Below are 22405 nucleotides of genomic sequence, written 5' to 3'. Positions count from 1 at the left end.
TGGTTACTGCATGCAACGATCTGCCCGGCTCGGGGACTTCCACGTGCGCCCGAGGATGCTGCTGATCACGGGCATCGCGGTCGCGGTGGGCGCGGCGGCGGCGGTGGCCGCCTGGGCGCTGCTGAAGCTCATCGGCCTGATCACCAACGCGGTGTTCTACCAGCGCGTGGCCACCGACCTGGTGGCCCCGGGCGCGGTGCACCACCCGTGGTGGCTGGTGCTGACGGCCCCGGTGGTCGGCGGCCTGGTGATCGGCCTGCTGGCCCGCTACGGCTCGGAGAAGATCCGCGGCCACGGCATGCCGGAGGCCATCGAGGCGATCCTGACCGGCGGCAGCCGCGTGTCGCCGAGGGTCGCGGTGCTCAAGCCGGTGTCGGCGGCGATCAGCATCGGCACCGGCGGCCCGTTCGGCGCGGAGGGCCCGATCATCATGACCGGCGGGGCGGTCGGCTCGATCCTGGCCCAGACGCTGAAGCTGTCGGCCGACGAGCGCAAGACGCTGTTGGTGGCGGGGGCGGCGGGCGGCATGGCGGCCACGTTCAACGCCCCGCTGGCCTCGATCCTGCTGGCCGTGGAGTTGCTGCTGTTCGAGTGGCGGCCACGGAGCCTGGTGCCGGTCTCGGCGGCGGTCGTGGTGAGCACCGTCTGCCGAGGTGTCATGCTGGGGGTGGACCCGGTGTTCGCGGTGGCGGCGCCGACGTCCGCACCGGGACCGGCGTTCGACGCGTTGGCGCTGGTCCCGGGCCTGACCGGCGGCCTGCTGGCGATCGGCGCGACGGCCCTGGTCTACTTCGCGGAGGACCTGTTCGCCCGGCTGCCCGTGCACTGGATGTGGTGGCCGGCCCTGGGCGGTCTGATCATCGGCGTCGGCGGCCTGATCGAGCCTCGGGCGCTCGGCGTCGGCTACGACGTGATCGACCAGCTGCTGACCGGCCACGCCACCGAGTCGCTGATCGTCGGCATCCTGCTGGTGAAAACCACGATCTGGTCGCTGTCGCTGGGCTCGGGCACCTCGGGCGGGGTGCTGGCCCCGGTGTTCATGATCGGCGCGGCGCTGGGCGCGGCGGAGAGCGGCCTGCTGCCGCACTTCGCGCCGGGCTTCTGGGCGACGTGCGGACTGGCGGCGGTGGTCGGCGGCGTGATGCGCTCCCCGTTGACGGGCATCGTGTTCACCCTGGAGCTGACCCACGCCTGGAGCTATCTGCTGCCGCTGGTGGTGGCCTCGATGTCGGCCTACGCGCTGTCGGTGTTGCTGCTCAAGCGATCCGTGCTGACCGAGAAGATCGCCCGCCGCCGGCTGCACCTGACCCGGGAGTACACCACCGATCCGCTGGAGGCGTTCTTCGCGCACGAGGTGATGACGCCGGACGAGAGCGTCGCCGCCACGCCGTCCCGGGTGGTGGTGCACCCGGACGAGACGCTGCGGGAGGTCGCCAACAAGCTGGCCGAGGCCTACGTGGAGAAGGCCCCGGTGGTCGACCGCCATGAGCCGACCCGGCTGGTCGGCGTGATCACGCTGGCCCAGCTGCTGCACGCCCGCCGCCGCGACCTGCACGAGGAACACCACCGGGAGCGGCTGCTGCCGTGATCACGGCTGCGGCACGGGCAGCTGCGAGTAGTCCACGTCGCCGGTCTTCTCCAGCACCTGGATGTGCATCTTGATGAAGTCGTTGGCCGAGTCGGCCAGCGGCCGCACCACGGTGTTGCGGGTGTCGGCGCGCACCTGGGCGATCAGGATGAACGCCTCGCCGTGGGCCTGCCGCAGCGTGTTGGCGTAGTCGTCGTCGAAGGTTTTCCCGTTCTCCCTGGACATCCGGTCGATGCCGATCTGCATGTCGTCGGCCGGCCGGTCGGGCAGCGTGAACCCGAGTTTGGCCGCGGCCTGCTGGTCTTCCTTCTGTAGCTCGACATGCTGCGTGACGATCATCGCGGCGGCCGCCCGCACCTGGGGGTTGGCCGACCGCTGCAGGGCCCACTGGGACAGCTCGATCTCACGGATGCTGGTCTGCTGCACCAGCGTCATGAGCTTCATGTCGGCCGCGCTGAGCGGCCCGTACTGGTTGTTCGCCAACGCCTCGGCGGTGGTCGGCGCCGGGGCGCTGCCCGCCGTCTGGCCGCTGCCCATTGCCTGACCGCTGCCGCAGGCCGCCGTGGACAGCGCGACCACCACTCCGCACAGGCCCAGCATCGTTCGTGCCCTCATCCGTCACGCTCCACCATGGACTGTTGCATGATCACACTGTTGTGCACTGCCACTGTTCGGTACGCGTGGCGGCCGTGGTCGGTTCAGCGTTCATGTTCCATGAAGCACTATGGCTTCAGTGGCGATCGAAGACAAACCACTGGCTCAAACCTTGCTCAAGTCCGTAGCTAGGACGCCGTGATCGGGGGAACACTCCGATCTCACAGGCCGCGCGGCTGGGGTCGGGGGACCACGCAGCGGCGGCCGCAGGAGGTGTTGGCCATGATGAACGTGGTGTTCCTGGTCGTGATCGGCGCTGTGCTGCTCGGTGCCTTCGTGTGGGCGCGTCGTGGCGGCCGCCGCGGTGGCGGCAGCGGTTCCAGCAGCGGCTTCTTCCTCGGTGGCATGGACAGCTCGTCGCAGCACCACCATCACCACCACGGCGGCCTCGGCGGCGGTCACCACCACCACCACCACGGCGGCGGCTTCGGCGGCCACCATGGCGGCGGTTTCAGCGGCGGTCATCACGGGGGCGGGTTCAGCGGCGGCGGCCACCACGGCTGACCGGGTTGTGGTGATCTGCCGAAGTCGTGGCAGATCACCACTGGTGACCTGATCGTGTGATCGGCCGGGTCGCGGCGGGGTGATGTGGCGTTAGATGGGGGAATGGCGCGATTCCGGCTGGTGCCCGTGGCGGCGGTGCTGGTGCTGATCTCCTCGTGCGCAGGCCAGCCGGCGCCCGGCCCGACACCGACGACCACGACGCCGGCGGTGCCGCCGGGGTCGGCGCTGGTCGTGAAGATCGACAACGTGGCGGCGGCCCGGCCGCAGACCGGGCTGGGATCGGCCGACGTGGTGTACGTGGAGCCGGTCGAGGGCGGGCTGACCCGGATCGCGGCGGTATACCTGGGCAAGCTGCCGCCGGTGATCGGCCCGGTGCGCAGCGCCCGTGAGACCGACATCGACATGCTGGGCCAGTACGGCCGGCCGACGCTGGCTTGTTCGGGCTCGGCCCCGGAGCTGGTTCCGTTGCTGCGCAACGCCGGCATGGAAACCGGCTGCCAGAGCGCGGTTCCGGCCGCGTACTTCCGGGACAGCAGCCGGGTCGCGCCGCACGACCTGTACCTGCACCCGGATCAGCTGCCCAAGGGCACCGGGCCGATCACCCAGGAGTTGACCGGCGCCGCGCCGGCCGGCGGCACGGCGACGACCAAGCAGCACGAGCAGGTGGCGTCGGCGGGCTTCGACTTCGAGTGGTCGGACCAGAAGTGGCTGATCTCCATGGACGGCACGCCGCTGACCACCACCGACGGTGGCCGCCTCAGTGCGGCAACCGTCGTCGTGCAGCACGTCACGACTCGAGCCGGCACCGTTCCCGGTGATGTGGCGGGGAATCCGTCGCCGGTGGCCGTCACGGTCGGCAGCGGTCAGGCCACCGTGCTCCGCGACGGCCAGTCCTTCCAGGCCACTTGGTCCCGGCCGAGCCGCACCGACGCCACGATCTTCGCCGACGCGTCCGGCCGAGCGGTGCCGGTGGCCACCGGTCCACTGTGGATACTGCTCGCACCGAGCGGAACCTGATCTGCTCCAGCCTTACATTCGGTGTGTCCCAGAGCGTGACTCGCCGGGGTGTCAGGTGAGGCGTTCGACTGCGGTCACGACGGCAGCGGCGCCGTCCTCGTCGGCGAGTTTCGCCGCCACGGCCTTGGCATTGGCCCGAAGACCGGGATCGGTCAGCGCGGTGGTGATGGCGGCGGCCAGTGAATCGGCGGTCATCTTGGACCGGGACAGGGTGCCGGCGCTGACCCCGAGCTCGTGCAGGCGCCGGGCCCAGAACCGTTGGTCGCCACCGGCGTTGGGGATGCCGACCGCGGGGACACCGGCCCGCAGCCCAGCGCCCGCGGTGCCGGCGCCGCAGCTGTGCACGACGGCCCCGACATGGTCGAACAGCCAGTCGTGCGGCACCTCGCCGATAGTGATCACATCGTCCGCGGTGACGCTGAGACTGGCCCAGCCGGCCTGCACGAGGCCGCGAACCTTGGCCTTGCGCAACGCTTCCGCGATGACACCGGATACTCGCTCGCGCTCCGCCTGCACCATGGGCAGGCTGCCGAAGCCCACGTACACCGGCGGGGGACCGGCGGCCAGGAACCGCACGAGATGTTCGGGCGGCTCCCAGCCCAGCGGCTGTGGCGGCCACCAGTAGCCGACAACGTCCAGCCCTGGCCGCCAATCTGCCGGCCGTGGCGCGACGAGCGGCGAATATCCGTGCAGGATGGGCCATTCCGCCTCAGTGCGACGCCGGCGCAACGCCTTTGTCGACACCTTGGGCAGTCCCAGTTGTCGCCGGAAAGCGGCGACCGGCTTGCCGTAGACGCGATCGACGGTCGTCGCGGCGAGTCGGCCGGCGGTTCGGTTGAGCGCCGGGCTTGCCGACCACGCGCCGAGGAGGGACGGCGGATACGCCGCTGTGATGGACATCGGCTGGAGTCGGACGCCGATGCTCGGAATGCCGCGGGCCTCGGCGAGCGGATGCCCGGCCAGTTCGGCGAACGGAGACAGCAGCAGGATGTCCGCCGGCTCGTCGGCCAGGGCCTTCAGCAGCGCCTCGCCGGTGGTCTGCATTCCCTTGGGAGACAAGAATTGCATCACTTGCTTGACCGGATCCCGCACTTCGCTCAGGTCGGCGTTCTCGCCGGTGCCCACCTCGTGTGGCAGATAGCGAAGCCCGCTGTCGGCGATCAGGTCGTAGGAAACGGTGAGTGCGGTCAGCACGACCTCGTGCCCCGCCTCCTGCAATCGGCTGCCGATCGCGATCATCGGCGCGACGTCTCCCCGCGAACCGATGGCCGTGACCACCACCTTGGCCATGACTACCCCCTTCTTGTCGCTCTCTCGAACAGAGCCACCAGTTCCTCTCCGTAGCCGTCCATGTCGAAGTCCGGGTCGCGAACGAGGTCGAGCACGGCCCCGTTGAGCGCGCCCCGGATCGCCATCGCGGTCCGGGCCGGGTCGAAGTCCCCGAACTCGCCGGCGTCCTGGCCCTCGCGCAGGATCGCCGCCAGGTCCAGCTTCGCGAGGCCGGCCACCAGATCCGGCCGCATCTCCAGTCGGTCCATGAGTTCACCGTCGGCCGTGCGGTAGCTCAGTCCGATGTCCAGCACCGCCGCGTACTGCATGCGGTTCGTCTTGATGAAGTCCGCGTTGGCCAGGATGTAGGCCCGCAGCCTGGCGGCCGCGGTCCGCTCCATCTCCAGTGCGGGCACGATCGCGTCGACCGCCGCCGTCCAGGCATGGTTGATGATCTCCCGGACCAGTTCGTCCTTGTTGGCGAAGTGGTACAGCACAACGCTCATGGCCACGCCGACCCGCTCCGCGATCTTGCGGATGGAGGCCTGGGCGTAGCCGATCTCGGCGATGACCTCGATCGCGGCGAGAATGATCTGGGTCCGCCGGGCGTGTTCGGTGAAGGTCCGGTCGTTCGATCGCACGATCCAAGATTAGATCGGTCGATCGAACAGTGTCAACGGCCGGCGAGCCGCGACGCGGCCCTCGGCAACGTCCGGTCGGGTACCCGAGCAGGTCTGCTGGTGAAATAAGCATAAGTGCTACGGTTATTTCATGCGTGCCATTCAGTACGACCGCTTCGGCGACTACGACGTGCTCGGCTTGGCCACCGCGCCCGAGCCGACCGGCGGCGACGGCCAGGCCGTGGTTCGGGTGACCGTGGCTGGCGTCAGCCCGCTCGACAACACCGCCCGACAGGGCAAACTCCCCGCCGGCGCGGTCAAGCCGTTCCCGGTGATCCCCGGTGTTAGCGGCGTCGGTGTGCTGGTGGAGCCCGGCGGATCGGCCCTGCCCGCCGGCACCCGGGTGGCGATCGGCGGCGGCCGGTACGGCCTCGGCGTGGACGGCGTCTGGGCCGAGCTCGTGGCTGTCGCCCCCGCGGACCTCGTGCCGCTCCCGGATGCCGTCGACGACACCACGGCCGCCGCGCTGACCGCCGGCGCCGGCTATCTCACGGCACTCCTTGCCCTCACTGAGGTTGTGGGTTTCCGTGCCGGCCAGACCGTGCTCGCGCCGGGAGTCGGGGGAGCGGTAGGGCAGGGCGGTGTGGAGATCGCTCGGGTGCTCGGCGCGGCCAAGGCCATCACCACCGCCACCTCCTCGGTGAAGGCCGCGCTCGGTCGCGACGTCGGGTTCGAAGTCATTGACCTGTCTCAGGAATCGCTGCGAGACGGCGTCGCCCGGCTGACCGACGGCAAGGGTGTCGACGTCGTGCTGGACGGCGTCGCCGGCCCGCTCACCGGAGAGGCCCTGGGCTCGCTGGCCGTGGACGGTTCGCTGGTCAGCATCGGCTACTCGGCCGGGATGACCAGCACCGTCAATGTCACCGACCTGATCTGGAAGAACGCGCACGTGCACGGTTTCCGGTTCGCGATGTTCACCCCGGACCAGGTGGCCGCGGCCAACGTGAAGCTGCTGGACCTGGTGGCGCGGAAGGAGATCACCCCGCTCGTCGACAGCGTGTACCCGCTGGCCGAGGCCGCGCGGGCGCAGCGGCACCTGATCGAGGGCGGGTCGTTCGGCCGCGTCCTGTTGTCCGTCTGAAAAGGAGTGTTGTAGATGCCTTCCGTCGAACGTGTCGCGCATCGCCTGGAAGTCCCTAGTGGACAGACGTTCGCCGAGCTGCGGCAGCGGTTCGAGGACGCGGTGCCGGCCTATGACGTGGAGCTGTTCGCCGGCTTCGTCGCCGACCGGGTCGACTGGGCGACCGTCACCGAGGCGACCGATCGTGTTGCCACACATGGGTTCCTGCGTTACTGGACGGTCGACGCCGGTCCGCTGATGAGCTTGGCCGGCAACAACCTCAACTGCGCCGGCTATCTGATGGGCAACCACCTCATCGCGCAGCGCATGTACCGCCACGACCCCGGCATCATGCTCTACGCCCCGCTGCGGGTGGCGATCCACGAGGACGTCGACCGTCGCGCCTGGCTGTCCGTCGACCGCCCGAGCGACCAGTTCGGCAGCTTCGGGCGGCCCGAGATCGCCGCCGTCGGCCGGGAGCTCGACGCCAAGGTGGTGAACCTGCTGGGTGTGCTGGACCTCCCGGTGCCGGCGGAACTGGACTGAGTCACAGGTCACTTGCGTGAGTGAACAGGTCTGTCTAGTCTCGGTCGCAGTGCCATTGGACAGACCTGTCTACTCACCTCGGAGGGTGTCGTGAGCTCTCAGACCATCACTCGGACCCGACGGGTCGACGACACTTTCGCCCGGTCGGGGACCCGGCGCGGCGGCACAGCCCAGTTGCTGCTGCTGGCCTCGATGGTGGTGACGTTGCTGGCGGCGTCCAGCGCGCCGACCCCGATCTACGCCATCTACCAGGCCGAATGGGGCTTCTCGCCGATCACGACGACCATCGTGTTCGGTATCTACGCGATCTCCGTGCTGGCGTCGCTGCTCACCCTGGGCAAGCTGTCCGACCACGTCGGCCGCAAGCCGGTGCTGCTGGTCGCGCTGGTCGTCCAGGCGTTGACGATGATCATCCTGGCCACCGCCGGCGGGGTGCCGGCGCTGCTGATCGGCCGGCTCGTGCAGGGCATCACCACCGGCGCGGCCATCGGCGCCATCGGCGCGGCCATGCTGGACATCGACGCCAAGCGCGGCCAGCTCACCAACGCCCTGGTCCCAGGCATCGGCACCGCCACCGGCGCATTGCTTTCGGCGCTGCTGGTGACGTTCCTGCCGGCCCCCACCCACCTCGTCTACTACGTGCTGCTGGCCGTGTTCCTGGCTCAGGCCCTGGGTGTCGCCTTCCTGCGTGAGACGGTGACGCGGGCGCCGGGTGCGCTGGCCAGCCTCAAGCCGGAGATCAGCCTCCCGCGTGCGGTCCGTGCACACGTCATGGCCGCGGCCCCGGTGCTGTTCGCCGTCTGGGCGCTGGCCGGCCTGTACGGCGCGCTCGGCCCGGCGCTGATCGGCAAGCTGATCGGCGGCAACAACGCCGTGCTGGCCGGTGTGCTGCTAGTTGCTTTCGCCGGCGTGGCCAGCATCGCGGTGCTGGTGCTGCGCAACCTGAGCCCGGTCGCGGTGATGCTGACCGGCACCAGTGCGCTGTTCCTGGGCGTGGCCGTAACGCTGGTGGCGTTAGGCGTCGGATCGCTCGCTTTGTTCTTCGTCGGCACGGTCATCGCCGGCGCGGGCTTCGGCGGCGGTTTCCAGGGCGGCATCCGGATCGTCGTCCCCCAGGTGGCCCCGCACGAGCGGGCCGGCGTGCTGTCCCTGCTGTACGTGGTGTCCTACCTGGGCTTCGGGCTTCCCGCTGTGGCGGCCGGCTTCCTCGTGGTGGACGGCCCCGGCCTGATCGGCGCGACCCAGATCTACGGCGGCGCGGTGCTGGTCCTCTCGGTGCTGGCGCTGGCCGCGCTGGTCCGGGCCCGGCGGCGGTAAACTGAACAGGTCTGTCTGGTGAAGGAGTGGATGTCAATGGCGACGGCCACGGGCAAGCTGTCCGCGCGTGAGCGCCTGCTGGCGGCAGCCGACGAGCTGTTCTACAACGAGGGCGTGCACACGGTCGGCATCGACCGGGTCATCGAGCACGCCGGCGTGGCCAAGGCCTCCCTGTACAACACGTTCGGCAGCAAGGACGAGCTGATCCACGCCTACCTCAAGGGCAGGCAGGACCGGCTCGCCGACCACATCATGGCGGCGGTCGACGCCGTCGAGACGCCGCGGGAGAAGGTGCTGGCCGCGTTCGAGGGGCAGAACGCGGCCTACGCCGAATCCGGCTACCAGGGCTGCGCTTTCCACCGCGCCAGCGCCGAATCCCACCCCGGCGACCGCATCGATCTGGCCACCAAGGAGTACCGGGCCTGGATGCGCGGCCTGTTCACCGAGCTGGCCGAGCAGGCCGGCGCCGCCGACCCGACCGTGCTGGCCGCCCAGCTGCACATGGTGTTCGACGGCAACGGCGTGGCCACCCGCAACGACCGCGGCCCGGGCAGCACCAAGATCGCCCGGGCCACCGCGGAGGCGTTGCTCGACGCCGCCCTGGCGTGACCTACTCGAAGTACTGACGCGGGACGTCCACCAGCATCGTGTCGATCTGCCGCTGGGTGACGCCCCGCTCCAGCACCCAGGGGATCACGTCGTCGTGCAGGTGCGTGTAGTTCCACTGCGGCAGCGCGATCTGCCGCATCGGCTCGGCGATCCAGTCGATGTAGCAGGAAGCGTCCTGGGACAACACCATCCGCTCCGCGTAGCCGCGCCGGACCATCTCCACCAGCGTCTGGGCCCGGGCCTCGAACGTCGTCTCCAGGTTGATGCCGAAGCGGTCCATGCCGAGCAGGAAACCGGCGTCGGCGAGCTCGGCCAGGTGATCGCAGTCGGTGGTGTCCCCGCTGTGCCCCAACACGATCCGGCCCGGGGCCACCCCCTCCTCGTCGCACATGACCCGTTTGACGTGCAACGCGGTCCGGGAACCGGGATGCGTGTGCACGGTGATCGGCACGCCGGTCTCCAGATGGGCCTTGGCCATCGTCTCTCCCTCTCTGGCGAGGACCTTTCGACCAGAGGTTCCCAGATCGGCCGCCGCACGGCAGCTCAGCGCGTGGCGTCCAACCAGTCGGCCAGCGCCTGCGCGCATCCCGCCAACAGCTTCTCGCCCTTCGCCGCAGTGGCTTTGCGGGCGTCCCCGGCCACGCCGACGGCACTGATCTCCTCGAACGACACGGGAAAGTAGACAGGCTCGGCCGATCCCGCCGGCAGGCTGATCCGCGGCCCCACCGCCTTGTCCAGCTCCTCGATGCGCACCAGGTCCGGGTGAGCGGCCAGCATCATCGACGTCTCGCCCTCGCAGGCGTGCATGAGGGTTTCCTGCGCCTCCAACGTTTCCCGGACCGTCCGGTCGCCGATCGTGAAGTAGCTCGTGACGCCGATCCTGGTCTGGAGCTCCACCGTCAGCTCGGTCGCCAGCGCGTTCAGGGCCGTCACGTTGCCGCCGTGGCCGTTGACGATCACGATCGTCTGGAAGCCCGTGCGCAGGATCGACCGGCAGATGTCGCGGAGCAGGGCGTGCAGTGTCGCCAGCGACAACGTGAACGTGCCGCCGAACGCCATGTGGTGCTCGGCCAGGCCGCACCACACCGACGGCGCCACCACCGCCTTCCGCCGCGCCTTCACCGCCGCCCTCGTGCACACCTCTTTTGCGAGGAAGTCGTCAACCCCGGTCGGCAGGTGCGGGCCGTGCTGTTCCGTCGAGCCGATCGGCACCAGGACCGTCGCGCCCTCGGCCGCCAGTTCGCGCAGTTCCGTCGCCGTCAGCCGATTCCATTCAACCTCAGCCATTCGTTCAGCCTAGGCGTTCTCGCCGGCCTCCCGGATGCGTCGCCCGACGGCCCCCTTGTACGTCATCCTCGCCGTCAGCAGGCCTGCGCCCGGATCCAGACGCCTTCCGCGTTGGCCCCCGGGATCGCGTTGTAGTTCCACCACTTCGCCATCCACAGCTGGCCCGCGTAGGCCACCACCGCGCCCCCGCTGTACGCCGTGTCCCGCTGCCACTGCGCCGCCTGACACCTCCGCGTCGACGTCGGCGCCTGGGTGGTGGTTTTCGTCGTGGTGGTGATCCGCTTGCCGGTCGTCGTTCTCGGCGGCTGTGTCGTTGCGCGCGGTGCCGTAGTTGTCGGTGGGGCAACCGTGGTTGTCGTAGTGGTGGTCGTCGGCGTTGTCGTGGTCGTCGACTCCGCCACCGGAAACGCCGCCCCCGTAGTCGGCACCGGCTCCGCCACCGGTTCCGGCTCGGACGTGTTGGTGGCCAGGAAGATCACCACCGAGCAACCGAGCGCGCCGATGGTGGCCGCCCAGGTGAGCAGCCGGTCCAGTCGACGGGCGTCGCCGCCCGGCGGCGTCGGATCGTACGGGTCCATCGGGGCGGCAGCCTACGCCCGAGAACGTGACCCGCCGAGCCGGACGCGCCGGGGTGAATCACCTGGTGATGTCGGGGATTCCGTGCAGGACCTGGGTTGTGGCGGCGTCGATGACGCGGCGGTTGGCCAGTTCGTCGGCGCCGAGCAGGGGGCTGGCGGCGTTGACGATGCCCTGGATGAGGTGGGCCCGCAGCTCGGGTTGGTCGACGCCGAGGTCGGTGAGGGCGGTGACGAGCGGGGCGAACAGGCGGGAGTGCTCGGCCATGACGCGTTCCTGGGCGGCGGGGCCGAGGGCATGGCCGGCGAGCACGACGAGGGCGGTGTGCCGGCCGTCGGTGAGCATGCGCAGCTGGGCGCGGACGAAGGCGGCGATGCGGTCGGCGGCGGCGGAGTGGCGCTGGACCTCGGCGTCGAGCTCGGCGATCCAGCGCGGCAGCTCGTCCTCGACCATGGCGGCGACGAGGTCGTCCCGGGAGCGGAAGTACTCGTAGAGGCTGGGCCGGGACAGGCCGACCTGGGTGGCGAGGGCGGACAGCGTGAGCGCGTCGGGCCCCTGCTCGGCGACCAGGACCCGGGCGGCCTCGAGCAGCGTGCGCAGCCGCTGCGCGCGGTGCTCGGCGACGGTGGGGGCGCTGATCTTCGGCACGGAGTCGAGTCTACCGGGTGTTGCCGACGTCACGTTGGAAAAGTGGGTGCAGGTTCCCGACGCTGTGTTGGAATAGTTGCCGACATGGTGTCGGGAAGAGGTGTGGGATGAGGTTTCTCGCCTGGCGGGAGGTGCGCCACGCGCCGGTCCGGTTCGGCCTGATCGCCGGCCTGGTGGCGCTGACGGCGTTCCTGGTTTTTGTCCTGACGGGACTGACGGTCGGCCTCGGCGCGGCCGACGTGTCGGGCCTGCAACGGCTGCCGGTGGACGGCATCGTGTACGCGAAGGGCGCGGCCGACGATCTGTCTAGGAGCGAGTTGCCGGCGACCGATGAGCGGCTGATCGCCGGCGTGCCGGGGGTGACCGGCGTGCGGCCGATCGGGTTCACCATGGCCGCCCTGGCCAAGGGGCAGAACAGCGTGCCGACGGCGCTGCTGGCCATGAAGGATGTTGACGGCGGTGTGGTGCTGGACAATCAGGCGCGGGGGAAGGGCCTGAACGCGGGCGACACCGTGACGGTGCAGCCGGGCAACCTGCCGCTGAAGATCACTGGATTCGCGGATCTGGGCAGCATCCAGCACTCGGCGGTGGCCTACCTGCCGCTGGCCGACTGGCAGCGCCTCCACCACACACAAGGGGTCAGCGCCTACGCGGTGTCCACATCGGACGATGCTGCGCTGGCGGCGATCGCCCGTGTGGCAACGGACACCGACCCGGTCACCAAGGCGGCGGCGATCGACGCCGTTCCCGGCTACCAGGCGGAAACGGGCACCATCGGCATGATCCGGTCCTTCCTGTACGCCGGCGCGGCACTGCTGATCGGCGTGGTGTTCTGGATTCTGACGCTGCAGAAGGAAGGCCCGCTCGCGGTCCTGCGGGCCACGGGCGCGTCGCGACGGCTGCTGATCGGCGCCTACGTCACGCAGGTGCTGGCCACGGCGGTCGCGGGAGTTGTCGTCGGTGCCCTGGCCGGCGTGGCGATGGGGGTGGTGATGCCGCCCGGGGTGTTCGTGCTGCCACCGGGCGAGGTGGTAACGGCTGGGGCGTTACTGCTGGTGGTGGCGCTGGTCGGGGCGGCGGCCTCGGTCCGCCGGCTGTTCACCGCGGATCCGCTGCTGAGCCTGGGAAGGACTGCCTGATGACTGCTGTGTTGCACGACATCCGCCACGGCTACGGTGACGTCGAAGTGCTCCACGGCGTCGACCTCTCCCTCACGGCCGGTGAACTGGTCGCGCTGCTGGGCCCGAGCGGTTCCGGAAAGACGACCCTGCTGGCGATCGCCGGCGGATTGCTCACCCCGACCGCCGGCGCGGTGCACATCAACGAATCACCGCTGTACGTCAATGGAAAGGTGGACCGCAAAGCCGCGGGCGACACGGCATACGTCTTGCAGGCGTCGTCGCTGATCGGGTTTCTCACGGTCATGGACAATCTCCTGGTTCGAGACATCACGGCTGGTAAACGAACCGGCAGTGCCGATCGGAAAAGGGCCCGTGAACTGCTCGACGCCGTGGATCTGGCGGCCAAGGCCGACCGTTATCCGGCGCAGTTGTCCGGCGGCGAACGCCAGCGCGCGGCGGTCGCCGCGGCGCTCTACACCCAGGCGTCGGTCATTCTCGCCGACGAGCCGACGGCCGCGCTGGACCGCGAGCGGGGCCGGGCCGTGATGGCACTGCTGGCCGAGCACGCCCACCGCCGCGACGCCGCGGTGCTGGTCTGCACCCATGACGAACGGGCCCTCGACCTGGCCGATCGGGTGCTGCGCATTGAGGACGGACGGCTCGGCTGAACCCGGATTGTTCGGCTTCGCCGCGGATTTGCCAGACAAACACCTCCTGCTCAACGATCGTGGACGACGAACATTGGGGGGGTGCTGGGGCATGCCACGAAGCGAGCGGCCGCTCGACCCGGGCGACACGCCGCTGCTGCGGTTCGCGGCCGATCTGCGGCGGCTGCGGGAAAGCGCCGGGAGCCCGGTCTATCGGGAACTCAGCGTCAAGGCCCACTATTCGGTGGCTGTCCTGTCGGAGGCGGCCGGCGGGCGGAAACTGCCGACGCTGGCCGTGACTCTCGCCTATGTCGACGCCTGCGGCGGCGACGCCCAGGAATGGGAGCGCCGCTGGCGTGAGGTGGCGGACACGCAGGAAGGGCCCGCCATCGATGACAGCGGCCTGCCGCCTTATCTGGGATTGTCGGCGTTCCAGATCGAGGACGCCGGCCGGTTCCACGGCCGCGGCGCGCTGCTGGCCCATTTGTCGAACCACATCCTGAATCGGCGGCTGGTCGTGGTGTTCGGCGCTTCGGGGGCCGGCAAATCCTCGCTGCTGCGGGCCGGTCTCGCCGCGGCCAGCCTGCGGGACGGCGTCGACGGGCTAGGCCCGCAGCACACGGTCGTCTTCACGCCCGGCGCGCATCCCACCGAGGAATGCGCGCTCTGGCTGGCCGACCTCGTCGCCGCCTCGGCCGCCGAGCTACGGTCCGAGCTGCGCGCCGATCCCACCGCCCTGCACCTGCGGCTGCGCCAGGCGCTCGCCGACGACGCCCGGGAGGCGCTCGTCATCGTCGACCAGTTCGAGGAGGTCTTCACCCTCTGCGCCGACGAGGACGAGCGCCTGGCGTTCATCACCGCCCTGATGCACCTCGCCACCGTTCCCACCAGCGTCGTCCGGCTGGTGCTCGGCGTCCGGGCCGACTTCTTCGGCCACTGCCTGCAATACCCGCAGCTGCGCCAAGTCCTCGGCGAGGGGCCTGTGCTCGTCGGCGCCATGACCGCCGACGAGCTCCGGCTGGCCATCACCAAGCCCGCCATCGACCTCGGCTACACCGTCGAGACCGCACTCGTCACCCGGCTCGTGTCCGAGGCCACCAACCAGCCCGGCGTGCTGCCCCTGATGTCCCATGCCCTGCTGGAGACCTGGCGACGTCGGCAGGGCATCACCCTCACCGCCGCCGGCTACGACGCCGCCGGCGGCATCAGCCACGCCCTCGGCCGCACCGCCGAGTCCGTCTACAGTGGACTAACTCCCGACCGGCAGTCCGTCGCCCGCCAGGTCTTCCTCCGCCTCACCGCCCTCGGCGACGGCACCGAGGACACCCGCCGCCGCGTCTCCCGGGCCGAACTCGACCACGTCGACAACCTCTCCGAAGTCCTCTCGGCTCTGGTCGACGCCCGCCTCATCACCGTCGACCAGGACGGCGTCGACATTGCCCACGAGGCCCTGATCAGCCACTGGCCCCGGCTCCGCGAATGGCTCACCGAGGACCGCGACGGCCTTCGCACCCAACGCCAACTCACCGAGGCCGCCGAGATCTGGGACTCCCTCAACCGCGACGACGGCGCCCTCTACCGAGGCGCCCGCCTGGAGATGACTCGCGAATGGGTCAGGTCCAGCACCCCGTCCCTGTCCCACCGCGAGCGGGCGTTCTTCAACCGGAGCGTCGAGCTGTGCCTGCTGGAGGCGCTGACCGCCAAACGCCGAACCCGCCGCCTCAAGCAGTTCGTCGCCCTGCTGGTGGTGCTGTCGGTGGCACTCGCCGGCACGACCGTGTACTCGCTGGTCACCCAGCAAACGATTAGGCACCAACGAGACCAGGTGACCATCCAGGCTGTCCTTGATCGGCTCCCTGATCTCAGGGTGAGCAATCCCGTGCTCGCGGACGAACTGACCCTGGCGGTGTACCGGTCCGCCCCGTCGGCACAGACCAGAGGACTGTTGTTGGCCTTACCGGTGAACACCCAGCGCAACTCGTGGCGTGTCCCAAACGGGTCGTCCATCGCGACGCAGGCTCTGGACTCGACCTCGTCGATGCTCGCCGATCTGGACTACGACAAGAACACGCTCGCGGTGGACGTGCTGACTGTCAGCGGCGACGTCAGCAGCACAGTGTCCATACCGGCGGGCGAAACGAAGATCGACACCGTGGCCCTGGCGCCTGACGGGCAGCGTCTTGCCGTGGTGCGCGGCGGCGACGGACAGGCTGAAGCGGCTGAGCTCTGGGACATCAGCGATCACACGAAGCCGGTGTTGAGCCGAACCTATCCGGTCGATGTGCCGGTCGGCGTGGCGTTCAGTCCGGACAGCCGGCTGCTGGTCATCAGCAGCGACAACTCGGGCACGACGGTCGGTGGCCGCACGTCGGTGTGGGACCTCAGCGATCCGGCGGCGTCCGCGCCGCGCGGTGTCCTCCCCGACACCAACGGGCCGATCACGTTCTCGGCGGACGGTGGCTGGCTGCTCAGCGCTCCGCACACGACGGTGTCTCCCGCCGACGCTACGGCGTCAGGCACGTCCGAATACCGGACGGATCCCGGCAAGCTCTGGGACATGCGGCAGGTTCTCAGTGGCAAGCCGCCGAGGCCGGTGGCCGCGCCCGGCATCAGCATCAACTCCGCACTGTCCCCGCACGGCACAATGATCGCGACCACTCAGCAGGAACCGAACGCTGGCAGCTTCTCGCTGTGGCAGCTGAAAGACGGAGGCCTCACGAAGACCACCAGCGTGACGACCGGCCTACAGCCGAGACGCCCCGCCTTCAGCCCGGACGGCAGGTATGTCGCCCTGCTGGAGAACGAGGACACGGTCAGCGTGTGGGATGTCAGCGCCCCGACCGCGCTGGCTCTGTACGCGATCCTGCCGGCCGCGAACGGCACCGGGCGGGGGCTCGCCTTCACCAGGAATGGGCATCTGACCGTGGTCGAACCGAACGCGGTGCAAACCCGCGGGCTGGATGCGAACGCCGCCGCAGCCAAGGTATGCGCGGAGGTGAGGCGCTCGGACGTGGTCCGCGACAAGTGGCCGGCCTGGAACACGTTCTTCCCGTCGATGGACGTGCCGGAGCCCTGTCCGCGCTGAGGCTAGCCCTGCCACTCCCAGGAAAGGCGGGGCGCATCCAGCGGCGATAGCGTGGCCGCAGGATTGTGGTGCGAGGCCGCAGGGAGCGGTCGAATGGGAGGCAGGGAACCATGCTGTCTGGTGGCACGATCACGCCGGCGGAGGGGCTGACGCTCACCCGGATCGGGTACGGCGCGATGCAGCTGGCGGGGCCGAATGTGTTCGGGCCGCCGAGGGGCCGGGGTGCGGCGGTCGAGGTGTTGCGGGCGGTGGTGGCCGCGGGGGTGACGCACATCGACACGGCGGACTTCTACGGGCCGGTGGTGACGAACGAGCTGATCAAGGAGGCGCTGCACCCGTACCCGGGGGAGCTGCACATCGTGACGAAGGTGGGGGCCAGGCGAGCGGCGGACGGCGCGTGGGTGATGTCGCACCACCCGCAGGACCTGAAGGCGCAGGTGTACGACAACCTGCGCAACCTGGGCCTGGACGCGCTGGACGTGGTGAACCTGCGGGTGGCGGGCCACGACGTGTCGGACGACGAGCCGGTCTCGGACCAGTTCGGCGCGCTGGCGGAGCTGCGGGAGCAGGGCCTGATCCGGCACCTGGGGCTGAGCGGCGTCAACACCAGGCAGTTCGACGAGGCGCAGGCGATCGCCCCGGTGGTGACGGTGCAGAACCTGTACAACATCGCCAACCGCACCCACGAGGACCTGTTGTCCCGCTGTGAGAAGGAGAACATCGCCTTCGTGCCGTTCTTCCCGCTCGGCGGCTTCAGCCCGCTCCAGTCGGACGCGCTGACGGCGGTGGCGGAGAAGGTGGGCGCCTCACGGCAGCAGGTGGCGCTGGCCTGGCTGTTGCAGCGGTCCCCGGCGATCGCGCTGATCCCGGGCACGTCGTCGGTGGCGCACCTGCGGGACAACCTGGCGGTGGCCGACCTGACGCTGCCGGCCGACGCGGTGGCCGAGCTCGACGCGATCGGGGCCTGAGATGACCACCGTGGGCTTTGTGGGACTGGGCGATCAGGGCGCGCCGATCGCGCGGGCCATTGCCGAAGGCGGATTCGAGCTGCACGTGTGGGCTCGACGGCCGGGGTCGCTGTCCGCGCTGGAGGGCGTTTCCTTTGTGGCGCACGAATCGCTGACCGACTTGGGTGCCTGCGACATCGTGGCGTTGTGCCTGCGGGAGGACCCGGACGCGATCGAGGTGGCGGTCGACGGCGGCCTGCTGGCGGCGATGCGGCCGGGCTCGGTGCTGGTGCAGCACGCCACCGGCCTGCCGGAGAAGTCCCGGGAGCTGGCCGAACACGCGGCGCGGCACGGCGTCGAGTTCGTCGACGCCCCGGTCAGCGGCGGTCATGCCGCGGCCGTGGCCAAGCAGCTCACCACGATCGTCGGCGGTGGGGACGATGTGGTGCGCCGGTGCCGGCCGGTGTTCGAGACCTTCTCCAAGCTGATCGTCCACATGGGACAGATCGGCGCCGGCCAGTACGGCAAGCTGTTCAACAACACACTGATGATGATGAACCACAAGAACGTCATCGACGTGCTGGCGCTGGCCGCCGACCTGGAGCTGCCGCTGCCGCGGCTGCTGGACGTGCTGCGCTCCGGCTCGGCCTCCAGCGCGGCGCTGACGGCCTTCGGGCCGGCGATCACCGTGGTCAACGCCGAGCACCTGCGGACCCTGGAGCTGATCGACATGGATCTGTTCGCGGGTGCGGTGGAGTCGTTGGGGGACAAGGCGAAGACGGTCGTCCGGCAGGCCGTCGCGGGGGCCGAGGGCCTGCCGGAGCTGACCAGGGTGATCGGCTAGCGCTGCACGGTGAACTGGTCGACGGCGGTGCCGTCCTCGGTCAGCGCCTGGACGTTCATCCGCGCGGGTATGGTCCCGCTGGCCGGCGTCACGGTGACGGAGACCAGGCAGTAGCCGGTGTAACGGACGCGGGACCAGGTGACCTTGACGGTCGTGTCGTGGCCGTCCTTGTCGGACACCTTCATCGGCTGGGTGCCGTCGTTGCTGGTCTCGTGCCCGAGGTACGTGTCGGAGCCGGGGAACGAGTAGATGCCACCGCCCCCGCCGCCCGCCACCACGTAGGTCGTGCCGTCCTTCGAGGGCACCACGGTGTCCCCGGACGCCAGCTTGCGGGTGGCCTTGCCGGCGCGGATGGGGTCGGTGCGCTCGAAGATGTGGTTGTGGCCGTTCAGCACCAGGTCCACTTTGTACTGGTCGAACAGCGGACCCCACTGCTGCTGCGCGCCGAGCTCGGCCCCGTTGTCCTGGCACGTGGAGTAGACGCACTGGTGGAAGTAGACGACGATGAAGTCGATGGTGGTGTCGGCGCGCATGGCGGCCAGCGTGGACTTCAGCCAGGCCAGCTGCTTTCCCCTGGTGTAGTTCAGGTTGGCCGGCGTGTTGTAGCAGATGTCGTTGCCGTCCAGGCTGATCAGGCCGACGTTCTGGTAGCGCCACGAGTAGATGCCGGTCGAGCCGCTCCAGGCGTTGTCCGGCATGGTGAACCGGGCCCGGACGCCGCCGTAGCCGTCGGCGGCGTACCACGGCTCCATCTCGTGGTTGCCGATCGCCATCATCCACGGGATCTGCGCGGCGGCCGGCTCGTTCTGCGTGAAGAAGCCGTCCCAGACCCGGGCGTCGTACTTGTTGTCGGTGCCGCCGTCGCCGTCGGTGTTGGCGTAGCTGAGATCGCCCATGTGCAGGTGGAAGGCGGGGGAGAGGCCGGAGATCAGGTTGGCGGTGGCGATCGCGTTGTAGCCGACGCCCTGGTCGCCGAAGGCGGTGAAGCCGAACCCGGCGCCACGGCCGACGGCCGGCGCGGTGTGGAAGGTGGCCACGCCGTCGAGCCGGCCCGCCGGGTCGTATCCCTGGTGGCCCACCACGTAGTAGTAGGTGGTGTCCGGCACCAGGTGGTCCAGCCGGGCGTGGAGGTATTGCTGCACGACGGTTTTCGGTTTGACCAGCGGCTCGTCCTCGACCGGGTGCTGCCAGGACAGCTGGCTGGTCAGGGTGCGGACCTCGGCGGCGATGGGTGTGCCGAGATCGGTGGGGCTGACACCGATCCGGATGAACGGCGCCGTCACCGCGGCCGGCACCTGCCACGACACCACGACCTGCTGGGACGGATCCGCGCCGTAGGCCAGGTGCCGGCCGAACGGTCGGAGCGCCGAACCGGAAACCTTTTCAGTGGCTGCGGATCCGGTGGCCGGCAGCACACCGCCCACCGCCAGCGCCGTTCCGCCGACCACGCCGGCGCGGAACAGTGCCCGACGCGAGTAGCGAGCCGTGTACTGCTCATGTTGCTCGGCCAATGGGAGGCCGCGTCCAGGTGTGTTCCGCATGAACGAAAAAGTTAGGAAACTTTCCTATTTAGTGTCAAGGGTCACACAGACGGCGTCAACCGCCTGGAGCAGGCCGGAACCGGTGTCGAAGAGTCACGGTCCACAAATCGCGCCAAACACGAGTAATCCCAGGCCGATCACGCCGGCCAGCACGCGGATCACGTGCACCGACGCCCATCGGTCGCGTAGCCGCTGCCAGTCCTCGGGCATCGTGTCGGTCGACCAGGTCTTGATCTGGACGGCGATCGGGACCTCGACGGCGACCGTCACGACGAGCGCCACGGCGAAGAGGGCGGCGCCGGCCAGTGTGGTGGCGAAGGTTGTGGGGTGGTCGCCGTAGGACAGCACGAGGGTGGGGACTGTCGACAGTAGGGCGACGGGCATCAGGACGGTCATGAGCGGCGCCAGGTTGAGGTTGAGCCGGCGGCCGATGGCCAGGAAGACGCTCGGCTCGAACGTCGCCAGCGAGCGGGTGAGGGCCACCCATGGTCCCCAGAACACGCCCATGACCAAGGCGTTCAACACGATGCTGAGCAGTTCGGCCGTCTTCATGCCGCAGAATATTACAGTGGCTAAAAATATAGGCAAGGGGTGAACTTGCGGTCACTGAACTATGCTGCTGACGTGACTGGGCGGACCGTGGACTGGACCGAGGGGCGCGAGGGGCTGCGGGAGCGGAAGAAGCGGCAGACGCGGCGGCTGCTCAGCGACACCGCCACGGAGATGTTCCTGGCTCGCGGCTTCGACGCCGTTCGGGTCGCCGAGATCGCCGCCGCGTGCGGAGTGTCGGAGAAGACTGTATACAATTACTTCCCGACCAAGGAGTCTCTGGTCGTCGACCATCCCGACGCCGCGATCGAGGCCCTACGGCCGGCGTTGGCCGATGCCGCCGTGTCGCCGGTCGACGCCGTGCTGGGCATCCTCGATCGCGAGTTGCGGGCCGTCGCGTCGTGGCTGGCCGCCCAACCGGATCCGGCTGCCGCCGCGGAACGCTTCCGCCGCTTCGGCGCGTTGGTCGAGGCCACTCCCGCGCTTCGCGCGTACCAGCGGGACATGGCCGACCGGCTCGTCGCCGTCGCCGCCGAGGCGCTCGCCGCTCGCGCCGGCCTGTCCCCGGACGACCCCGAGCCGCAGATCGCCGCGACGGCGCTGGTCGGCCTGTGGCGGGTGCAGTTCGCCGCGCTGTCCCGATGTGTTGGCAGCGAAGGGCTTCAGGACTCCGTCGCGGCCGAGGTCGGCCGGGCGGCCCGGATTGTCGACCGTGGTCTCGGGTCGTGGGGTGTGCCCGTTCATTGATCCGGGTACCCGCCGCCGATAGTGTCGGTGGAGGGGTGACCATGGGCGGTGAGGTGTTGCTGGCCGGCCGGTATCGGGTCGGGGCGCTGATCGGGCGCGGCGCGATGGCCGAGGTGTGCCGTGCCTACGACATGCGGCTGGAACGGCCCGTGGCGATCAAGCGGTTCACCGCCGGCGGCGACCTCAACCGGCTGCGGTTCGAGGAAGAGGCCCGGGTGCTGGCCCGGCTCAACCACCCCGGGCTGGTCACGTTGTACGAGGCCGGCGAGGTCGATGGCGCCCGCTACCTGGTGATGGAGCTGGTGAACGGCCCGAGCCTGCTCGCGGCGCTGGAGCGGGAGAAGCCGACCCTGGACGAGGTGCTGGCGCTGGGCCGGCAGCTGCTGCCGACGCTGGCGTACGTGCACGGTCGGGGCGTGGTGCACCGGGACGTGAAGCCGTCCAACATTCTCGTCGATCTCGACGGCGAGGCGTTCCTCGCGGACTTCGGGTTGGCCCGGTTGGTCGAGACAGCCGGCATCACCCGGTCCGGTGAAATCGTCGGCACGGCCGCGTATCTGGCGCCCGAGCAGGTGCGGGGCGAGGCCGCCACCACGGCGGTCGACGTCTACGCGCTGGGGCTGGTGTTGTTGCAGTGCCTCACCGGCCGGCAGGAGTTTCCCGGCACCCAGTCCGAATCCGCGCTGGCCCGGCTGACCCGCGACCCGGTGATCCCCGATGACCTGCCCGTCTCGCTGGCGGAGTTGTTGGCCGAGATGACCCACGCCGATCCCGAGTGCCGCCCCGCCGCCGCGGACTGCGCGCTCCGCTGGGAGGCCATCGACACCGCGCTGCCCGTGCCGCGGCGGAAGTCCAAGCCACGCGGGAAGTCGCGGCCACGCCGGAAGGCCTGGCTGGTCGCCGCCGGGATTGCCAGTGCGCTGACGACCTGGCTCAGCGTGGCCACTTCCCTCGACGACCCCAGCGATGCCGGTCCGGCCCGGCACACCGCGCCGCCGACCTCCGCACCGGCGACCCCGACCTCTGGTCCGACGACCGTGACCACCAGCGTCGGCCTGGCCGCCGGCACCGCGAACCCGCCGGACGATCCCACCTCGAAGGCCAAGCACAGCAAGAAGCCCAAACCGTCCAAGCACAAGTGACCCGGAGCCTTGACAGGCTGAGTCTCA

At 69.8% G+C, this 22405-nt stretch carries 23 protein-coding genes; 14 read left to right on the top strand and 9 right to left on the bottom strand.

The genetic code is table 11. From position 1 onward, the window contains the following. Window positions 1–10: 10 nt before the first annotated feature. Window positions 11–1588 (top strand): chloride channel protein, encoded by a 1578-nt coding sequence (locus JJ691_RS18795; protein ID WP_249228023.1) that lies wholly within the window; start codon window positions 11–13, stop codon window positions 1586–1588. On the opposite strand, the gene JJ691_RS18790 is transcribed toward JJ691_RS18795, so the two are convergent. Then, window positions 1589–2203, bottom strand: a complete 615-nt coding sequence (locus tag JJ691_RS18790; protein ID WP_211770048.1) for a DUF4142 domain-containing protein — start codon at window positions 2201–2203, stop codon at window positions 1589–1591. It lies immediately after the preceding gene. A gap of 261 nt (window positions 2204–2464) precedes the next feature. On the opposite strand from JJ691_RS18790, the gene JJ691_RS18785 reads away from it, so the two are divergent. Both JJ691_RS18785 and JJ691_RS18780 read left to right on the top strand, forming a co-directional pair. Beyond that, window positions 2465–2746 carry a hypothetical protein gene (locus JJ691_RS18785; RefSeq protein ID WP_211770047.1) on the top strand — a complete coding sequence of 94 codons (282 nt, stop codon included), beginning with the start codon at window positions 2465–2467 and terminating at the stop codon, window positions 2744–2746. Between the two features lie 102 nt (window positions 2747–2848). Next, entirely contained in the window at window positions 2849–3763 is a 915-nt protein-coding gene (locus JJ691_RS18780) for a DUF3048 domain-containing protein (protein WP_211770046.1), read from the top strand. A gap of 51 nt (window positions 3764–3814) precedes the next feature. Here JJ691_RS18780 and JJ691_RS18775 read toward each other — a convergent pair whose 3' ends face one another. Both JJ691_RS18775 and JJ691_RS18770 read right to left on the bottom strand, forming a co-directional pair. Continuing rightward, window positions 3815–5053, bottom strand: a complete 1239-nt coding sequence (locus JJ691_RS18775) for a glycosyltransferase (RefSeq protein ID WP_211770045.1) — start codon at window positions 5051–5053, stop codon at window positions 3815–3817. Window positions 5054–5055: 2 nt separating this feature from the next. Continuing rightward, entirely contained in the window at window positions 5056–5673 is a 618-nt protein-coding gene (locus JJ691_RS18770; RefSeq protein WP_211770044.1) for a TetR/AcrR family transcriptional regulator, read from the bottom strand. 130 nt (window positions 5674–5803) lie between these two features. Between JJ691_RS18770 and JJ691_RS18765 the strand changes: the two genes are divergently transcribed. From JJ691_RS18765 to JJ691_RS18750, 4 genes are all read left to right on the top strand, one after another. After that, complete coding sequence (locus tag JJ691_RS18765; RefSeq protein WP_211770043.1) at window positions 5804–6793, top strand: quinone oxidoreductase family protein; 990 nt, start codon at window positions 5804–5806, stop codon at window positions 6791–6793. A 15-nt stretch (window positions 6794–6808) separates the two neighbouring features. Continuing rightward, entirely contained in the window at window positions 6809–7318 is a 510-nt protein-coding gene (locus JJ691_RS18760) for a DUF302 domain-containing protein (protein ID WP_211770042.1), read from the top strand. A gap of 90 nt (window positions 7319–7408) precedes the next feature. Continuing rightward, complete coding sequence (locus JJ691_RS18755; RefSeq protein ID WP_211770041.1) at window positions 7409–8635, top strand: MFS transporter; 1227 nt, start codon at window positions 7409–7411, stop codon at window positions 8633–8635. A gap of 36 nt (window positions 8636–8671) precedes the next feature. Then, window positions 8672–9244, top strand: a complete 573-nt coding sequence (locus JJ691_RS18750; protein ID WP_211770040.1) for a TetR/AcrR family transcriptional regulator — start codon at window positions 8672–8674, stop codon at window positions 9242–9244. A gap of 1 nt (window position 9245) precedes the next feature. Here the strand turns inward: JJ691_RS18750 and JJ691_RS18745 are convergent, their stop codons facing one another. The 4 genes from JJ691_RS18745 to JJ691_RS18730 all read right to left on the bottom strand — a co-directional run bounded on the left by JJ691_RS18745 (window position 9246) and on the right by JJ691_RS18730 (window position 11755). After that, complete coding sequence (locus JJ691_RS18745) at window positions 9246–9830, bottom strand: hypothetical protein (RefSeq protein WP_211770039.1); 585 nt, start codon at window positions 9828–9830, stop codon at window positions 9246–9248. Further along, a complete protein-coding gene (locus JJ691_RS18740) occupies window positions 9788–10531 on the bottom strand; it encodes a creatininase family protein (RefSeq protein WP_211770038.1) in 744 nt (247 codons plus the stop codon). The genes JJ691_RS18745 and JJ691_RS18740 overlap by 43 nt, the downstream gene beginning before the upstream one ends. A 74-nt stretch (window positions 10532–10605) precedes the next feature. Next, window positions 10606–11109 (bottom strand): hypothetical protein, encoded by a 504-nt coding sequence (locus JJ691_RS18735; RefSeq protein ID WP_211770037.1) that lies wholly within the window; start codon window positions 11107–11109, stop codon window positions 10606–10608. Between the two features lie 58 nt (window positions 11110–11167). Further along, window positions 11168–11755 carry a TetR/AcrR family transcriptional regulator gene (locus JJ691_RS18730; protein ID WP_211770036.1) on the bottom strand — a complete coding sequence of 196 codons (588 nt, stop codon included), beginning with the start codon at window positions 11753–11755 and terminating at the stop codon, window positions 11168–11170. Window positions 11756–11862: 107 nt separating this feature from the next. Between JJ691_RS18730 and JJ691_RS18725 the strand changes: the two genes are divergently transcribed. The 5 genes from JJ691_RS18725 to JJ691_RS18705 all read left to right on the top strand — a co-directional run bounded on the left by JJ691_RS18725 (window position 11863) and on the right by JJ691_RS18705 (window position 18399). Further along, window positions 11863–12894 (top strand): ABC transporter permease, encoded by a 1032-nt coding sequence (locus JJ691_RS18725; protein WP_211770035.1) that lies wholly within the window; start codon window positions 11863–11865, stop codon window positions 12892–12894. Then, a complete protein-coding gene (locus JJ691_RS18720; RefSeq protein WP_211770034.1) occupies window positions 12894–13544 on the top strand; it encodes an ABC transporter ATP-binding protein in 651 nt (216 codons plus the stop codon). Before JJ691_RS18725 ends, JJ691_RS18720 begins: the two co-directional genes overlap by 1 nt. Before the next feature lie 91 nt (window positions 13545–13635). Then, complete coding sequence (locus JJ691_RS18715) at window positions 13636–16608, top strand: NACHT and WD repeat domain-containing protein (protein ID WP_211770033.1); 2973 nt, start codon at window positions 13636–13638, stop codon at window positions 16606–16608. 110 nt (window positions 16609–16718) lie between these two features. After that, window positions 16719–17576, top strand: coding sequence for an oxidoreductase (locus tag JJ691_RS18710; protein WP_211770032.1), 858 nt, complete (start codon window positions 16719–16721; stop codon window positions 17574–17576). Between the two features lie 10 nt (window positions 17577–17586). Further along, window positions 17587–18399: an NAD(P)-dependent oxidoreductase gene (locus tag JJ691_RS18705; protein ID WP_211770031.1), complete on the top strand. Its 813-nt coding sequence runs from the start codon at window positions 17587–17589 to the stop codon at window positions 18397–18399. Here the strand turns inward: JJ691_RS18705 and JJ691_RS18700 are convergent. Both JJ691_RS18700 and JJ691_RS18695 read right to left on the bottom strand, forming a co-directional pair. Next, window positions 18396–19940, bottom strand: a complete 1545-nt coding sequence (locus JJ691_RS18700) for a purple acid phosphatase family protein (RefSeq protein WP_211770030.1) — start codon at window positions 19938–19940, stop codon at window positions 18396–18398. The genes JJ691_RS18705 and JJ691_RS18700 overlap by 4 nt on opposite strands. Before the next feature lie 93 nt (window positions 19941–20033). Beyond that, the gene (locus JJ691_RS18695) at window positions 20034–20492 is read right to left on the bottom strand and encodes an anthrone oxygenase family protein (RefSeq protein WP_211770029.1); all 459 of its coding nucleotides are present in this window, start codon (window positions 20490–20492) and stop codon (window positions 20034–20036) included. Window positions 20493–20564: 72 nt separating this feature from the next. Between JJ691_RS18695 and JJ691_RS18690 the strand changes: the two genes are divergently transcribed. Together JJ691_RS18690 and JJ691_RS18685 are read left to right on the top strand one after the other, a co-directional pair. Further along, a complete protein-coding gene (locus tag JJ691_RS18690) occupies window positions 20565–21236 on the top strand; it encodes a TetR/AcrR family transcriptional regulator (RefSeq protein WP_249228021.1) in 672 nt (223 codons plus the stop codon). A gap of 41 nt (window positions 21237–21277) precedes the next feature. After that, a complete protein-coding gene (locus tag JJ691_RS18685; protein ID WP_211770028.1) occupies window positions 21278–22378 on the top strand; it encodes a serine/threonine-protein kinase in 1101 nt (366 codons plus the stop codon). Window positions 22379–22405 lie beyond the last annotated feature (27 nt).

Source organism: Kutzneria sp. CA-103260, assembly GCF_018263855.1.
Taxonomy (GTDB): Bacteria; Actinomycetota; Actinomycetes; order Mycobacteriales; family Pseudonocardiaceae; genus Kutzneria.
Note: the sequence above shows the minus strand (reverse complement) of the source record. Positions and strands in the feature narration are given on the sequence as shown.